General features: G+C 68.9%; 11 protein-coding genes. 6 read left to right on the forward strand and 5 right to left on the reverse strand.

From position 1 onward, the window contains the following. The first annotated feature begins 225 nt into the window (after nt 1-225). Together ppsA and LVY72_RS08860 are read left to right on the forward strand one after the other, a co-directional pair. The gene (gene ppsA, locus LVY72_RS08855) at nt 226-2,628 is read left to right on the forward strand and encodes a phosphoenolpyruvate synthase (RefSeq protein WP_237819911.1); all 2,403 of its coding nucleotides are present in this window, start codon (nt 226-228) and stop codon (nt 2,626-2,628) included. Beyond that, nucleotides 2,629-3,480 (forward strand): pyruvate, water dikinase regulatory protein, encoded by an 852-nt coding sequence (locus LVY72_RS08860; RefSeq protein WP_237819913.1) that lies wholly within the window; start codon nt 2,629-2,631, stop codon nt 3,478-3,480. 21 nt (nt 3,481-3,501) lie between these two features. On the opposite strand, the gene LVY72_RS08865 is transcribed toward LVY72_RS08860, so the two are convergent. Beyond that, nucleotides 3,502-4,632 (reverse strand): class I SAM-dependent methyltransferase, encoded by a 1,131-nt coding sequence (locus LVY72_RS08865; RefSeq protein ID WP_237819916.1) that lies wholly within the window; start codon nt 4,630-4,632, stop codon nt 3,502-3,504. After that, nucleotides 4,625-5,305 (reverse strand): YigZ family protein, encoded by a 681-nt coding sequence (locus tag LVY72_RS08870; RefSeq protein WP_372463692.1) that lies wholly within the window; start codon nt 5,303-5,305, stop codon nt 4,625-4,627. Before LVY72_RS08870 ends, LVY72_RS08865 begins: the two co-directional genes overlap by 8 nt. Nucleotides 5,306-5,508: 203 nt before the next feature. On the opposite strand from LVY72_RS08870, the gene LVY72_RS08875 reads away from it, so the two are divergent. The 3 genes from LVY72_RS08875 to uvrB all read left to right on the forward strand — a co-directional run bounded on the left by LVY72_RS08875 (nt 5,509) and on the right by uvrB (nt 10,425). Then, complete coding sequence (locus LVY72_RS08875) at nt 5,509-6,957, forward strand: FAD-binding oxidoreductase (protein ID WP_237819921.1); 1,449 nt, start codon at nt 5,509-5,511, stop codon at nt 6,955-6,957. 114 nt (nt 6,958-7,071) lie between these two features. After that, entirely contained in the window at nt 7,072-8,277 is a 1,206-nt protein-coding gene (gene coaE, locus LVY72_RS08880) for a dephospho-CoA kinase (RefSeq protein WP_237819923.1), read from the forward strand. Nucleotides 8,278-8,295: 18 nt separating this feature from the next. Then, a complete protein-coding gene (gene uvrB, locus LVY72_RS08885) occupies nt 8,296-10,425 on the forward strand; it encodes an excinuclease ABC subunit UvrB (RefSeq protein WP_237819926.1) in 2,130 nt (709 codons plus the stop codon). Nucleotides 10,426-10,594: 169 nt separating this feature from the next. Here the strand turns inward: uvrB and LVY72_RS08890 are convergent, their stop codons facing one another. After that, on the reverse strand, nt 10,595-11,860 hold the full coding sequence (locus LVY72_RS08890) for an alpha/beta fold hydrolase (protein ID WP_237820357.1): 1,266 nt from the start codon (nt 11,858-11,860) through the stop codon (nt 10,595-10,597). A 38-nt stretch (nt 11,861-11,898) separates the two neighbouring features. After that, nucleotides 11,899-12,405 carry a GNAT family N-acetyltransferase gene (locus tag LVY72_RS08895; RefSeq protein ID WP_237819930.1) on the reverse strand — a complete coding sequence of 169 codons (507 nt, stop codon included), beginning with the start codon at nt 12,403-12,405 and terminating at the stop codon, nt 11,899-11,901. 58 nt (nt 12,406-12,463) lie between these two features. Here LVY72_RS08895 and LVY72_RS08900 point away from each other — a divergent pair, with 58 nt between their 5' ends. Next, entirely contained in the window at nt 12,464-14,014 is a 1,551-nt protein-coding gene (locus LVY72_RS08900; RefSeq protein ID WP_237819933.1) for an AAA family ATPase, read from the forward strand. A gap of 38 nt (nt 14,015-14,052) precedes the next feature. Here the strand turns inward: LVY72_RS08900 and LVY72_RS08905 are convergent, their stop codons facing one another. Continuing rightward, nucleotides 14,053-16,611: a DEAD/DEAH box helicase gene (locus LVY72_RS08905; protein ID WP_237819936.1), complete on the reverse strand. Its 2,559-nt coding sequence runs from the start codon at nt 16,609-16,611 to the stop codon at nt 14,053-14,055. Nucleotides 16,612-16,637: the final 26 nt, after the last annotated feature.

A 16,637-nucleotide genomic window follows, 5' to 3' on the forward strand; every position in this document is an offset into this window, starting at 1 on the left:
AGACCAGGCCCGCGCAGCCGCCGCCGCCGGCAGCACACGCTAACCCCGGGCCCCGGCAGCGGTCTGCATCTGTGCAGTAACCATTTCAATGACCATTGATGACCTTGGATATCTGTTGCGTGCCTCACAATCACTTGCCTCGGCAGGTTCCGTACGGACAGCCTTGTTCATCACCAAATTTATCCGCAGCGCTTTCTGCGCGTGCCCCAAAAGGAGCACCACATTATGACCGACGTTCTTTGGTTTTCCGCACTTGGCCTGGCCGATCTTGACCGGGTCGGAGGCAAGAACGCCTCGCTCGGGGAAATGATCGGGAATCTGGCCGCGGCCGGGGTCAAGGTCCCGGACGGCTTCGCCACCACCGCCGATGCGTACCGGCGCTTCCTGCGTGAATCCGGCCTCGAATCCGGCATCGAAGCCGTCCTCGAAGGCCTGGACAGTAACGACGTGGCCGCCCTGGCCGGGGCCGGGACGCAGATCAGGGAGATGATCCGCCAGGCCCCGTTCCCCACCGATTTCGAGGCGGAGGTCCGCGCCGCGTATGCGCAGCTGGCCGGCAGCCACGGCGAGGATGTGTCCTGGGCGGTGCGTTCCAGCGCCACGGCCGAGGATCTGCCGGACGCCTCCTTCGCCGGCCAGCAGGAAACCTTCCTGAACGTCCGGGGCATCGAGAACGTGCTGCTGGCCATCAAGGAAGTGTTTGCCTCGCTCTACAACGACCGGGCCATCGCCTACCGGGTCCACCACGGGTTCACGCATTCGGAAGTTGCCCTCTCGGCCGGCATCCAGCGCATGGTCCGCTCCGACCTCGGTGCATCCGGAGTGATGTTCACGATGGACACCGAATCGGGCTTCTCCGATGCCGTGTTCATCACCTCGTCTTACGGCCTGGGTGAGGCAGTGGTCCAGGGCGCGGTGAATCCGGACGAGTTCTACGTGCACAAGCCCGCCCTGACCGCCGGCCGGCCGGCCATCCTCAAGCGCGGCCTGGGCGAAAAGGCCGTGCAGATGACCTACACCGGCTCCCGCGAGCTGGGCAAGACCGTTGAGTTCATGCCCGTGTCGGCGGAACTGCGCCGCCAGTTCAGCCTCTCCGACGCCGAGGTCGAGCAGTTGGCCCGGCACGCGCTGGCAATCGAGGCGCACTACGGCCGCCCGATGGACATCGAGTGGGGCAAGGATGGCGTGGACGGGGAGCTGTACATCCTGCAGGCCCGGCCCGAAACCGTCGAGTCCCGCAAGGCCAGCGGCACCATCTCCCGCTACACGCTGAACGAGCGCTCCGCCGTCCTGACCGAGGGCCGGGCCATCGGCCAGCGCATCGGTGCCGGCCAGGTGCGAGTGCTGTCCTCCATCGACCAGATGGCCTCGTTCCAGGCCGGCGACGTCCTGGTGGCGAACATGACCGACCCGGACTGGGAGCCGATCATGAAGAAGGCGGCCGCGATCGTAACCGACCGCGGCGGACGCACCTGCCACGCGGCCATCATTGCCCGCGAACTGGGCATCCCCGCGGTGGTCGGGACCGGCAACGCCTCGCGCGTACTCGCCGAGGGCACTCCGGTGACAGTCTCCTGCGCCGAGGGCGAGGCCGGACTGGTCTACGACGGGCTGCTGGACTACACACTGCAGGAAACCACGCTGGAGAGCATGCCCGAGGCGCCGGTGAAGGTGATGATGAACGTCGGCACTCCGGAGCAGGCCTTCAGCTTCTCCCGGCTGCCGCACCACGGCGTCGGCCTGGCCCGGCTGGAATTCATCATCAACCGGCAGATCGGCATCCACCCCAACGCCCTGCTGGCCCTGGCCGGCGAGATCGAACGCCCGGCCGCGCTCTCCGACTACTCGATGCAGCAGATCCGGGAGAAGATCGCCGCCTACGACGGGCCCCGGGACTACTACGTGAAGCGGCTGGCCGAGGGCATCGCCACCATTGCCGCGGCCTTCGCCCCGGAACCGGTGATCATCCGGCTCTCGGACTTCAAGTCCAACGAGTACGCCAACCTGCTCGGCGGCCCTGCCTTCGAACCGACCGAAGAGAATCCGATGATCGGCTACCGCGGTGCCTCGCGGTACCTTTCGCCCGCCTTCCGCCAGGCGTTCGAGCTGGAGTGCGAGGCGCTGAAGTTCGCCCGGAACGGGATGGGGCTGGCCAACATCAAGATCATGGTGCCCTTCGTGCGCACCCTCGAGGAGGCACAAGGGGTCACCGAGCTGCTGGCGGCCAACGGCCTGCGCCGCGGCGAGGACGGCCTGGAGATCGTCATGATGTGCGAGCTGCCGGCCAACGCCCTGCTGGCGGATGAGTTCCTGGATTACTTCGACGGCTTCTCGATCGGTTCCAACGACTTGACCCAGCTCACCCTGGGCCTGGACCGGGATTCGGCCCTGGTCGCCGGGGCGTTCGACGAGCGCAACCCGGCGGTCACCAAGCTCCTGGAACTGGCTATCACTGCCTGCCGCGCCCGCGGCAAGTACGTCGGCATCTGCGGCCAGGGTCCCAGCGACCACCCGGACTTCGCCGAATGGCTGCTGGAGAAGGGCATCAGCTCGATCTCGCTCAACCCCGACGCCGTGACGGACACCTGGCTGCGCTTGGCCCGGACTGTCGACCCCTCGAAGGTCTGAGTGGCAGGCACAGTGAATGAGGAAACCACGGGGGCCGGGCGCGGCCTGGCCCCCGTGGTCTTCTTCCTCTCGGACAGTACCGGCATCACCGCCGAGACTCTGGGCAACACCCTGCTGACCCAGTTCCCCGGGCCGCGGCTGGAGCGCCGCAGCTTCCCCTTCATCACCACGGAGGAGCAGGCACGCGACGTCGTCGCCGTCATCGACAGCCTCGCCGCGGCCGGTCCGCGGCCGATCGTCTTTTCGACCGCGGTCAACCGGGAGATCCGCGAAATCCTCTCGCAGAGCAGCGGGCACTTCGTGGATCTGTTCGGCTCCCATATCGGCCAACTGGAGGACGTGCTGCAAATCCCTGCCAGCGGGGAGCCGGGCAAGGCCCACGGCGTCGGCGACGCCATCCGGTACCAGTCCCGGATGACTGCCGTCGAATACGCCATCGAGCACGACGACGGTCAGTCCATCCGCGCCCTTGAACGGGCGGAACTGATCCTCATTGCGCCCTCACGCTGCGGCAAGACCCCGACGACGATGTATCTGGCCCTGCAGCACGGCATCCTGGCCGCCAACTTCCCCCTGATCGAGGAGGATTTCGCCGGCCGGGCGCTGCCGAAGCCGCTGCAGCCCTTCGTGCGCAAGTGCTTCGGCCTGACCTCGCTGCCGATCCGGCTCAGCCAGATCCGCCAGGAGCGGCGGCCAGACAGCCAGTATGCCTCGCTGGCCCAGTGCACCTACGAACTGCGCAGCGCCGAGGACATGTACCGGATCAACCAGGTACCGTACGTGAATTCCGCGTCCATGTCGGTGGAGGAAATCTCTGCCACCATCCTCCAGCGCATGCGGCTGCACCACTGACCGGCCGGGCACGGGCCTATGTCAGGGGCGGGTGGAGACCGTGACGGTGAACTTCGGGTTCCGGGCCACCTGCCTGGTGGGCCCGACGAGACGTTCCAGCTGCGGCCGGTAGCGCAGATGCGAGTTCCAGACGCACCACAGTTCCCCGCCGGGAGCCAGTACGCGGCCGGCGTCGGCGAACAGCTTCAGCGCGATGCCGGCGTGGACCGTGGCCCCGACGTGGAAGGGCGGGTTCAGCACAATCAGCTGCGCAGCAGCGTCCGGTTGGGCGGAAAGGGCATCGTCCCGGAGCACGTCGACACGGCCGGCGACACCGTTGGCAGCGGCGGTGGCGGCCGTGGACGCGACGGCGGAGGCGGACTGGTCGCAGGCCAGGATCTTCAGCTGCGGCCGGGACAGGGCCAGGTACGCGGCGATCGATCCATTGCCGCAGCCCAAGTCGACCGCCGCGTCCGCGGCACGGGCGTGCGCCAGCTGCGGCAGCAGGAACCGCGTGCCGGGGTCCAGCTTCGCGCCGCCGAATGTTGCGCCGTAGGCCCGAAGCCGAAGCGGCTGGGGGAGTCCGACGTCGTAGCTTGCCTCGACCGGGAACGCCGGGTCGGCGCCGGGCAGCGGCCCGGCCACCGTCAGCACGCGGGCTTTCTGCCGTGCCAGCCCGGCGGCCACCGAGGCGAAATGGCGGCCCAGGACCTCGTTCATGGCCAGCGTCATGTGCTTGACCATGCCCGCGGCAAACACCTGCACGGCAGGGTCCGCATGGGCGGCGATCAGCCAGGCGATCTCCTCGAGCGCCTCCAGCGAGCGGGGCAGCCGCAGCAGCACCACTGACGCGCCGGCCAGCAATTCCGCGTCCAGCGGCAGGCTGGCGTAGGCGTGTTCCAGTCCCGCAGCCCGGGCATTCCCGGCCAGCGCCAGCTCGCCGGAGAGCGGATCCTGGTGCACCCGGATGCCGGCCATACCGTGCCGTGCCGCGGCGCCCAGGACCAGCGCCCCGTAGTGGTCCCCGATGACCGCCAACTGCCCCGGTGCAGCCTCGGCGAGCGCCTCGGCCGCCGAGTCCAGCAGCAGACGGTCGGCGGCGTCGTGCGCGAAGAGGTTCTCCGCCTCGATGTCCGGATGCCGGCGCAGCAGCGCGAAGTCCAAGTCAGGCAAGGTCCACCCACTCCGTGCCCCGCGGCTCGGGCTCCGCGCCGCCTGAGGTCAGTGCGGCCAGCTGGGCACGGAAGGCCTCCAACACTTCGGACTGGTCCGCCAAAGCCACCTTGATCAGGACACGGTGTGGCTCATAATCGGCGCCTAGTACGGTGATGCCGGCGGTGCGCAGCTCGTTTTCCAGCCGGCCGGCCTCGGCGTGTCCAGCGGGCACCGCGAACAGCCGCATCCGCCGCCGCGGGACCAGCCGGGCGGTGGCCACCGCCTGCGAAACCGAATCGGAATAGGCCCGGACCAGGCCCCCGGCGCCGAGCAGGATGCCGCCGAAGTAGCGCACGACGACGGCGGCGATGTCGCTGAGGTCGGTGACCCCGGGCGCCGTCTCACGTTTGATCAGCGCTTCGAGCATCGGGATACCGGCGGTGCCCGAGGGCTCGCCGTCGTCGCTGGAGCGCTGAACCCCGCGCTCCGGGCCCAGCACGAAGGCGCTGCAGTGGTGCCGGGCGTCATGGAACTCCCGGCGCAGTTCCGCTACCAGGGCCCGGGCCTCGTCCTCGGTTTCCACCCGCCGCAGGACGGTGATGAACCGCGAACGCTTGATTTCGAGCTCATGCCGGTGCTCGCCGCCGATGGTGGTGTAGCTGGCGGGGGAGGCGGCAATCACGCCCTCCAGTCTACGGGAGGTGCGCCCTCGCGACACGCCGCTGCCCGTTGCCGAAGCGGCCGGGGCGGCGGGACAATGAGCAGACCGAGACAGACCAATTGCTGCGCTGCGCCACGCCGGTAAGGCCCTGTGGTGGGCCATGCGGGCTGTCTTCGTGGGGGGCGGAACAGCCCGGACTGTGCAAGGCGAAGCCGGCACAGGAGGGAACCATTATGTCCACGATCCCCGCCGAGGGAACCCCGGCTGAAGGTGCACCGGTCGTCGAAACCCCCATCGCCAATCCCTACGAAGACCTCGAAGCCCAACTGCGTGGCAGGGTCATCAAACCCGCCGACCCCGACTTTGACGAGGCCCGGGCCGTCTACAACGGCATGATCGACCGGCGCCCGGCGGTGATCGTGCGCTGTGCCGATTCGGCCGACGTCGTCGCCTGCGTCAAGTTCGCGCGGTTGCACGCGCTGGAAATCGCCATTCGCGGTGGCGGCCACAACGCTGGTGGCCTCGCTGTCTGGGACGGCGCCTTGGTGATCGATCTGTCCGAGATGCGCAGCACCACCGTGGACCCGGCCAGCCACACCGTCCGGGTGGACGGTGGCTGTCTGTGGCGGGACGTGGACCACGCCACGGTTCCGTTCGGCATGTCGGTACCCACCGGATTCGTCTCCTCAACCGGCGTCGCCGGGCTGACACTTGGCGGCGGTGTCAGCGGCTACCTGAGCCGGCGCTACGGCCTGACCGTGGACAGCCTGCTCAGCGCGGACGTCGTGCTGGCCGACGGCTCGCTGGTCACCGCGGACGCGGAGCACCATCCGGACCTGTACTGGGCGCTGCGCGGCGGCGGGGGCAACTTCGGCGTCGTCACCTCGTTTGTCTTCCGCTGCCACTACGTCGGCGAGGCCGGGAACGTGATTGCCGGGCCGATCTTCTACGACCTGGCAGACATCGGCGAGGTGATGCGCTGGTACCGTGACTTTATGCCGGACGCGCCGGAGGAGCTCAATGGCTGGATCGGCGTCCTCAGCATTCCGCCGGTGCCGGTCTTCCCGGAGGAACTGCACCTGCGCAAGGCCTGCGTCATTCTCTGGTGCTACAGCGGGCCGCAGGCAGAGGCGGAGCAGGCGCTGGCACCGGTGCGCGAATTCGGCTCGCCGCTGCTGGTGGGCCTGCAGGAGATGCCCTTCACCGCCCTGCAGTCCATGTTCGACCCGCTGCTCCCTGCGGGTATGCAATGGTACTGGAAGGCTGATTTCACTCCTCGGATCCCGGATGAGGCCATCGAAGTCCACCGCAAGTACGGGGAGCTGATGCCGACGCCGATGTGCACCATGCATATGTACCCGATCGGCGGCGCCGCGCAGCGTGTTGCCCCCGACGCGACGGCCTTCGCCTACCGGGACGGCGGCTGGGCCGCAGTAATCGTGGGCGTCGACCCGGATCCGGCCAACGCGCAGGCCATTTCGGACTGGGCCAAGGACTACTGGGAGGAGCTGCATCCGACCACCGCCGGCAGCGCCTACCTGAACTTCATCATGGACGAAGGCCAGGACCGGATCAGGGCGGCGTACCGGGACAACTATGACCGGCTCGCCCAGGTGAAGGCGCAGTACGATCCGGACAACGTGTTCCACATCAACCAGAACATCCCGCCGGCCGGAACCTGACAAGGTCCATCCCTCCCGTAAGCGCTTAGCCGCCTCCTACCGCTCGCACGCTCGCGGCAGGGGACCCGTCCGAGCTTGCGAGGTCGGGGAGCCGCTGAACGCTAAGCTGGCGGGATGCTGAAGGTTGGTCTCACGGGCGGCATCGCCGCCGGAAAATCGCTGGTCGCCGCCCGCCTGGCCGGACTCGGTGCGGTGCTTATCGACGCTGACGCCATCGCCCGCGAAGTGGTGGAGCCGGGCACGCCGGGGCTGCGCGCTGTTGCCGAGGCCTTCGGCCCCGACGTGCTCGACGACGCCGGTGCCCTGGACCGGGCGGCGCTCGCCGCCGTCGTCTTCGGCGACGAGGACCGGCGGCGGGCGCTCAACGCCATCGTGCACCCGCTGGTGCGGGCCCGCGCCGCACAGTTGGCGGCCGACGCCGGGGCCGGCAGCATCATCGTCCAGGACATTCCGCTGCTGGTGGAGACCGGCCAGGGCGCGAACTTCCACCTGGTGCTGGTGGTGGACGCGCCCGAGGACGAGCGGGTGCGCCGGATGGTCGCGGACCGCGGGATGGACGAGGCGGCGGCCCGGGCCCGGATCGCCGCGCAGGCATCCTCGGAGCAGCGCCGGGCGGCCGCCGACGTGCTGCTGGAGAATACCGGTTCACCGGAGCAGCTCACCGCGGCCGTAGATGAGATCTGGCATACCCGGCTGGTGCCGTTCAACCGGAACCTGGTGGACCGGCGGGTGGCTGCGCATCCGGGGCCGCCGGTGCTGGCCGGCTACCGGCCGGACTGGGCGGACCATGCCCGCCGACTCGCCGCCCGGCTGCAGCAGGCCGACGGGCGCATCCTCGCGGTGGACCATATCGGCTCCACCGCGGTTCCCGGCATGCCGGCCAAGGACGTGATCGACCTGCAGGTTACCGTCACTTCGCTGGCGGAAGCAGACGGACTGGAGTCCGCGCTCGCCGCCGCCGGCTTCCCCCGCCGGCCCGGGGCCTGGCAGGACGCACCGAAGTCGTCGGAGCCGGATCCTGCGCGGTGGGAGAAACGGCTGCACGGCAATGCGGACCCGGGCCGGCCTGCCAACATCCATGTGCGGGCTGCCGGTTCGCCCGGCTGGCGCCAGGCATTGGCCTTTCGGGACTGGCTGCGGGCCGACCCGGACACCGCTGCTGCCTACTTGGCCGAGAAGCGGCGGGTGGCGGCCTTGCATGCCGGTGACAACGCCTGCGGCAGCTATGCCCGGGACAAGGCAGGCTGGTTCAACGGTTTTGCCGATCCGCGGCTGGAGGAGTGGATCGGCGCCTCGGGGTGGATGCCGCCGCAGTACTGAGGTACTACCGTTAACGGCATGAGTCTTGCCCAGGAGATCAACCGAGTCGTCGCGCCGTTCCAGGTGGTCAGCGAGTTCAAACCTTCGGGGGACCAGCCCACCGCCATCAAGGAGCTGACCGAGCGGATCCAGGCCGGAGAGAAGGACGTGGTCCTGCTCGGTGCCACCGGCACCGGCAAGAGCGCGACGACGGCGTGGCTGGTCGAGCAGGTGCAGCGGCCCACGCTGGTGCTGGTGCAGAACAAGACGCTGGCGGCCCAGCTGGCCAACGAGTTCCGCGAACTGCTGCCGAACAACGCGGTGGAGTACTTCGTCTCCTACTACGACTACTACCAGCCCGAGGCCTACGTGCCGCAGACGGACACCTTCATCGAGAAGGACTCCTCGATCAATGAGGAGGTCGAGCGGCTGCGGCATTCGGCCACCAACGCGCTGCTGACCCGGCGCGACGTCGTGGTGGTCGCCACCGTCTCCTGCATCTACGGCCTCGGCACGCCGGAGGAATATATCGCCGGCATGGTGACGCTGCGCCGCGGCGAGGAAATGAACCGGGACGAGCTGCTGCGCCGGTTCGTGGCCATGCAGTACGCCCGCAACGACGTGGACTTCCACCGCGGTACCTTCCGGGTGCGCGGGGACACGGTGGAAATCATCCCGATGTACGAGGAGCTGGCGCTGCGGATCGAGTTTTTCGGGGACGAGGTGGAGTCCATCCACACGCTGCACCCGGTCACCGGCGAGATCATCCGGGAAGAGACCGAGATGTACGTCTTCCCGGCCTCGCACTACGTGGCCGGTCCGGAGCGGATGAGCCGGGCCATCACGGGCATCGAGGACGAGTTGCGCCAGCGGCTGGAGACGCTGGAATCCCAGAACAAGCTGGTGGAGGCCCAGCGGCTGCGGATGCGCACCACCTACGACCTGGAAATGATGCAGCAGATGGGCTTCTGCAACGGTATCGAGAACTACTCCCGGCACATCGACGGCCGCGGCCCGGGCACCGCCCCGCACTGCCTGCTGGACTACTTCCCGGACGACTTCCTGCTGGTGATCGACGAGTCCCACGTGACCGTGCCGCAGATCGGCGCCATGTACGAAGGCGACATGTCGCGCAAGCGCACGCTGGTGGACTTCGGCTTCCGGCTGCCCTCGGCGATGGACAACCGGCCGCTGAAGTGGGACGAGTTCCTGGAGCGGATCGGGCAGACCGTCTACCTGTCCGCCACCCCGGGCAAGTACGAGCTGGGCAAGGCCGACGGCGTGGTGCAGCAGATCATCCGGCCCACCGGCCTGATCGACCCGGAGATCGTGGTCAAGCCCACCAGGGGACAGATCGACGACCTGCTGGACGAAATCAACGCCCGGGTGGCCAGGGACGAGCGGGTCCTGGTCACCACGCTGACCAAGCGGATGGCCGAGGACCTGACCAACTACTTCCTCGAGCGCGGGGTCAAGGTCGAGTACCTGCACTCGGACGTGGACACCCTGCGCCGGGTGGAACTGCTGCGTGAACTGCGGCTGGGCACCTTCGACGTGCTGGTGGGCATCAACCTGCTGCGCGAGGGCCTGGACCTGCCGGAAGTCTCGCTGGTGGCGATCCTCGATGCCGACAAGCAGGGGTTCCTGCGCTCGGCGACATCGCTGATCCAGACCATCGGCCGTGCCGCCCGAAACGTCTCCGGCCAGGTGCACATGTACGCGGACAAGGTCACCGATGCGATGGCCCAGGCCATCGAGGAAACCAACCGCCGGCGCGAGATCCAGCAGGCTTACAACAAGGAGCACGGGATCGACCCGCAGCCGCTGCGCAAGCGCATCGCGGACATCACGGACCAGCTGGCCCGGGAGGATGCGGACACCAACGCCCTGCTGGGCAGCTTCGACTACGGCAAGGGCAAGCGCGGGATCACAGGGGCAGTGGCAAGTGCCAAGGCCGGCAAGGGGGCCGAGAAGGTCGGAGAGAAGATCCGCAAGGACGGGCTGGCCGCCGCGCCGGCGGAGGACCTGGCCGGACTGATCGAGCAGATGACCGCACAGATGCACGGCGCGGCCGCCGAGCTGCAGTTCGAGCTGGCGGCCCGGCTGCGCGACGAGGTGGCGGAGCTGAAGAAGGAACTGCGGCAGATGCGCTCGGCCGGGCACGCCTGAGATTGGGACGCTTCCCGGCGTGTCGGCTTCGCCGCCACGCAGGGGCCCGCGCGCCCCACTCTACGGCCGGACCGGCCCATCGCCCCGCGTTCCGGGAAATCCCTGTACCGGCGGGACCGAGGCGTGTGCCCGGAACGAGGGTGAGAGGAACTCGGGAAGACGGGCCGACCTACGCGTCCCGGCACATGCCGAGCAGGCGGCGGAAGATGGCCTCGCCGTCGTCGGAAATCCCGTCATGGTGGAACTCGGAGGTCTCCCACACACGCAGCCGGCGCACCCGCGCGGCCGTCTCGAGCGACAGCCCGCGGTCCACGTAGATGTCGTCCCGGTAGACGGCGGCCGCGGCAGGGACCGTGTTGGCGGCCAGCTGCTCGGGGTGGTAGAGCGCAGGCCAGTCGGACTTGGCGGCCAGCAGGTGCGCGGTCTCGCGCAGCGGGGCGAGCGCCGGATCCTCCTCGAAGTACCAGGGGTAGACCATCTCGCCGGTGAGCAGCGGCTGCTCCGCCTCCGGCTTGAACTGCGGATACTCCTCCAACACCCGCCAGGCCGACCAGCCGGTGGGTGCGGCCTGGCCGTAGATGGACTCGTGGACCAGTGCATACAGCGGGTTGGACGCCCGGCCGACCAACGCGCCCACCTGGCCCAGGAACGCGTCCGAGAGGCATCGGCCCTCCGGTCCCCGGGTGAACGCGTCTTCGAGCAGGAAATGCAGGGCATCGAAGCGGGTGTTGCCACCCAGGAAGGAACCGACCATCTGGAAGCGGCGGACGCTCAGCCGCTCGCCGCTGGGCAGGTGTTCGGGCACGGTCTCCAGATGCCGGGCAATCTCGGTTACCCGGGCCCGGTCCTCCGGGTAGGCGGCGAAGTACTCGCGGTTCCGCTCCTCGACACGCTGGAAGGTGGCACGGTAGACCCGGTCCGGGTGCCCGTCCAGTGGCGCGAGCCCGCCGGTGATGAGCACCTCACGCAGGCCTTCGGGAGCGAAGGAGAGGTAGGTGAGCGCACAGAAGCCGCCGTAGCTTTGGCCAAAGACACTCCACGGACCGCCGGCCAGCTCCCCGCGGATCAGTTCGGCGTCGGCCACGATGGAGTCCGCGCGGAAGTGCGCAAGGTACTCGGCCTGCGCTGCCGGGCCGCCGCGCAGCGGCAGGGTCTGGCGCGTGACGGGGGAGGAGAGTCCGGTGCCGCGCTGGTCCAGCATCAGGATGCGGAAGTGGCGCGCCGCTTCCTTCATCCACCCGCCCAGCGACGCCACGCGGTTGCCGCGGCCGCCCGGGCCGCCCTGCAGGAAGAGCAGCCAGGGCAGCGTGGCGGCTGCATCCCCGTGGTCCGTGGAGACGTACTCGCGGGCGAAGACCTCCAGGGTTTCGCCCTCCGGCCAGCTGTGGTCCAGGGGCACGGTGAAATAGTGCTCGGTGGTGTGCACGCCGCGCATTTCGTGGCTGCCGGCCACCCGGTGCCCGGTTGCTGCGGTCACTGGGCCGCTCCCGCGGGATCCGCCGCCGCGGCCGCGCCGAACGCGGCCAAGGCATCCCCGGCCAGCCGGTAGGTGGTCCACTCCTCCTGTGGCCCGGCGCCCAGGCTGCGGTAGAAGCCGATGGCCGGTTCGTTCCAGTTCAGCACCGCCCACTCGACCCGGGCGTAGCCGCGCTCAAGGGCATGGTGGGCCAGCGTGCGCAGCAGGGCCGTGCCCAGTCCCCGGCCGCGGTTGCCGGGCCGCACGTACAGGTCCTCCAGGTAGATGCCGTGGGTGCCTTCCCAGGTGGAGAAGCTCCGGAACCACAGGGCCATGCCCTCGACCTCGCCCGCCACCTCGGCGACATGGGCGAACACCGCCGGCTCTGGTCCGAACAGTGCTTCGCGCAGCTGCGGTGCGGTGGCTTTGACCGCGTCCGGTTCCTTTTCGTAGATCGCCAGTTCGTGGATCAGTTCCAGGATCGCGGGGATATCGGTATCGCGGGCACGGCGGATTTCAGGCATACCAAGAGCCTAGCGCCAGTCATCCCGCAACAACCGGCAGTTCCGGTAGGGTCGGGGCATGGAGGGGAAACTGTCGGCTTTCATCGAGGATTTTGCCGCGCTGGTCAGGCTGGCCGAAAGGGCGCAGCCGCGGGTGGCCGGCGGGAGGCAGTTGGCCGACGCGCTGGGTGCGCATCTGGGTCTGCCGCCGGACGAGCTGCCGGTCGTGGTCGAGGAAGTCCCGGGACACCGTTTCGCGGATGCCGACATCCTGCTGGCCGAGGCCGCGGAGGCGGATCCCGGCCACCGGCTGGTGGGAATCGGCGGGGGAGACCAGCGCCACCACCTGTCCCTGAGCGACATGCTCCAGCAGTCCCGCCACTTCCCGCAGTTCCCGCTCGCCCAGCCCGACTATGCCAATGTGGCGGTGGGGCCGGCACAGCAGCGCCAGGCGATATCGCTGGGGCTGCGGCTGTTCAGCCACCGCGGGCAGCCGCTGGCAGTGCTGATCCGGGCCGCCAACCCGCGCTACGGGCAGAATACGGCCGCGCTGGAGGTGCTGGGCCGGGACGCGCAGCAGGTGGCAGCGTTCCTGGCGGAGTTCCGCACCGGCATGCAAACGCGCAGCGTGCTCAAGGGGCAGGTGGTCTCGCTGACCATGGACCCGTTCGGGGATTCAGGTTCCGGAGTCACTTTCCACGAACGTCCGCGGCTGGCCGCCACGGAGGTGATCCTGCCGGAGGGGCTGCTGGAACGGATCAGCCGGCACGCGGTGGACCTGGGCGGGCACCGCGAGCAGCTGCGGGCCCTGAGCCAGCACCTCAAGCGCGGCATCCTGCTGTATGGACCCCCGGGCACCGGCAAGACCCACACGGTCCGGTACCTGCTCGGCCGCAGCGACGGGACGACAGCGATTATTCTGTCCGGCGGTTCGCTGGCGTTCATTGCCGAGGCGGCCCGGATGGCCCGGGCCCTGCAGCCGTCCATGGTCATCCTCGAAGACTGCGACCTGATTGCCGAAGACCGCAGCTTCGGCCACGGGCCGCAGCCGCTGCTGTTCGAGGTGCTGGATGCAATGGACGGGCTCGACGACGATGCCGATGTCGCCTTTGTGCTGACCACCAACCGGGTGGACATGCTCGAACGCGCTCTGGCCCAGCGCCCCGGCAGGGTGGACCTCGCCGTCGAGGTTCCGCTGCCGGAGGCAGCCGAGCGGGCCGCGCTGCTGCGACTCTATGCCCGGAAGCTTGCCTTTAGCGAGGACGCTGTTGCCCAGGCGGCGGAACGGACCCGGGGCACCACCGCCTCGTTTGCCCGGGAGCTGGTCCGCCGCGCTGTCGTCGCCTCGGCGCTCGCCGGCGTGCAGCCGGCGGACGCACATCTGCTGGCCGCTGCCGAGGAACTGATGGGCGACGGCGAGGCGCTGACCCGCAGCCTGCTCGGCGGCGCCTCCGGCATATCCGACGACGACGGCGGCGAACCGGGTCCGGCGGCGTCAGCCGGGGGATACTTCGCCTACGCCCCGCTGTCCGGCGGGACCTTCAGGGGACGCGGCAGCACGGCCAGCTACGCCAGCGGACTGCAGTTGGACTTCGACCCTACGGACACCGCTCCGGATCCGGACGAGTAGCCAGGCCGGCTGCCCGCAAAGGACGGCGGCGGGGACGGTCAGCGGGGCGGCCCAACGGAGACGACCTTGACGGCGGCGGTCCCGGTCTCGTTGCTTTCCGCCAGGTCCACCTCGGCGTTGATGCCCCAGTCATGGTTGCCGTCCGGGTCGTCGAAGATCTGCCGGACTTTCCAGACGGCAGGGCCCTCCTCGATGATCAGCAGGGCCGGCCCGCGGGCGTTGCCGCCGGTGCCGATGTCCTCGTACTCCTCGAAGTACCCGTCCATCGCGTCCGCCCAGCGGTCCGCGTCCCAGCCGGCGTCGGCGTCCAGGGCGCCCAGGGCCTCTTCGTCCTCGTCGGCGAACAGTTCCACCCGCCGGAAGAGCTCGTTGCGGACCATGACCCGGAAGGCCCGGATGTTGTCGGTGAGCTTCGGCGGTTCCTTGGTCAGCACGTTCTCCGCCGCGTGTTCGGCAGCCAGGTCCGCGGCTCCGGCGCCGGCGGCGAGCTCCTCCCACTCGTCCAGCAGGCTGGAGTCCACCTGGCGGACCAGTTCACCCAGCCAGGCGACGATGTCTTCGAGGTCCTCCCGCAGGGCTTCCGGCGGCACCGTCTGCCGCAGCGCCTTGTAGCCGTCCGTCAGGTAGCGCAGCACGATGCCTTCGCTGCGGGCCAGGCCGTAGAACTGCACGAATTCGCCGAAGTTCATCGCCCGCTCGTACATGTCCCTAATCACGGACTTGGGCGCCAGCTCGAAGTCGCCGACCCACGGCGCGGCCCGGCGGTAGGTCTCGAAGGCCTGGAACAGCAGTTCGCCCAGTGGCTGCGGGTACGTGACCTCCTCGAGCAGGGCCATCCGCTGGTCATACTCCAGCCCGTCCGCCTTCATGGCCGCCACGGCTTCCCCCCGGGCCTTCTTTTCCTGGGCGGAGAGGATCTGCCGCGGCTTTTCGAGGATCGCCTCGATCACCGAGAGCACGTCCAGTGCGTAGCTGCCACCTTCGGGGTCCAGCAGTTCCAGGGAAGCGACGGCGAACGGCGACAGCGGCTGGTTCAGCGCGAAGTTCTCCTGCAAATGCACCTGCAGCCGCACGGTCCGCCCGTCCTCGTCCGGCTCGTCCAGGCGCTCGATGATGCCCGAGGCGAGCAATTCCCGGTAGATGCCCAGGGCGCGTTTGATCAGGCGCAGCTGGGCGGCCCGGGTCTCGTGGTTGTGCGTGAGCAGCCGGTGGGCCGCGGCAAAGGGATCCCCGGGCCGCTCCAGCAGGTTCAGCAGCATGGCGTGGGTGATGGTGAAGCTTGAGGTCAGCGGCTCCGGTTCGCTCTCCACCAGCCGGTTGAACGTCGGTTCGCCCCAGCTGACGAAGCCGGCCGGCGGCTTCTTCTTCACTACCTGGCGCAGTTTCTTCTGGTCGTCGCCGAACTTGGCCACGGCCTTGGCCATCGCCTTGGTGTTCTCGACGACGTGCTCCGGTGCCTGCACGACGACGGTCCCTGCCGTGTCGTAGCCGGCGCGCCCGGCGCGCCCGGCGATCTGGTGGAACTCCCGGGCGCCCAGCAGCCGGGTACGCACGCCGTCGTACTTGCTCAGCGCGGTCAGCAGCACGGTGCGGATCGGCACGTTGATCCCCACGCCCAGGGTGTCGGTTCCGCAGATGACCTTCAGCAGCCCGGCCTGGGCCAGCTGTTCGACCAGCCGGCGGTACTTGGGCAGCATGCCGGCATGGTGCACGCCGATGCCGTGGCGGACCAGCCGGTTCAGGGTCTTGCCGAAGCCGGCCGCGAACCGGAAACCGCCGATCAGCTCGGCGATCCGATCCTTCTCCTCGCGGGTGCAGACGTTGATGCTCATCAGGTTCTGGGCGCGTTCGATCGCCTCGACCTGGCTGAAGTGCACCACGTACACCGGGACCTGCCGGGTGGACAGCAGTTCCTCGAGGGATTCCTGCACCGGGGTGGTGGCGTAGTAGTAGTGCAGCGGAATGGGCCGCTCGGCCGAACTGACGGTGTTGGTGGTCCGGCCGGTCAGCTCGGTGAGCTCCTTCTCGAAGCGGCTGACATCGCCCAGCGTGGCGGACATGAGCAGGAACTGGGCCTGCGGCAGCTCCAGCAGCGGCACCTGCCAGGCCCAGCCCCGCTGCGGGTCCGAGTAGTAGTGGAACTCGTCCATCACCACCGGGCCCAGGTCCGCGTCCTTGCCCTCGCGCAGCGCGATGTTGGCCAGGATCTCCGCGGTGCAGCAGATGATCGGCGCATCCTGGTTCACCGCCGAGTCGCCGGTGACCATACCCACGTTGTCCGGGCCGAAGATGTCGCACAGTGCGAAGAACTTCTCCGAGACCAGTGCCTTGATCGGGGCCGTGTAGTAGCTGCGCTGCCCGGTGGCCAGGGCGTGGAAGTGGGCGGCGATGGCCACCATGGACTTACCAGACCCGGTGGGGGTCGCCAGGATGACGTTGTTGCCGGTGACCAGCTCCATGGCGGCTTCGTCCTGGGCCGGGTAGAGCGACATGCCCCGGCTTTCCACCCACTCGACGAAAGAGGTATAGGTTTGGTCCGGGTCCGCCGCGGCGACAGTGCGGGAGGACGCGGCCGGGAGCTGTTCAAGAAGATTCATGTTCCTTCAAGCTTATGTGGTCCGCC

This window comes from Arthrobacter hankyongi, from assembly GCF_022012395.1.
Lineage (GTDB): Bacteria > Actinomycetota > Actinomycetes > Actinomycetales > Micrococcaceae > Crystallibacter > Crystallibacter hankyongi.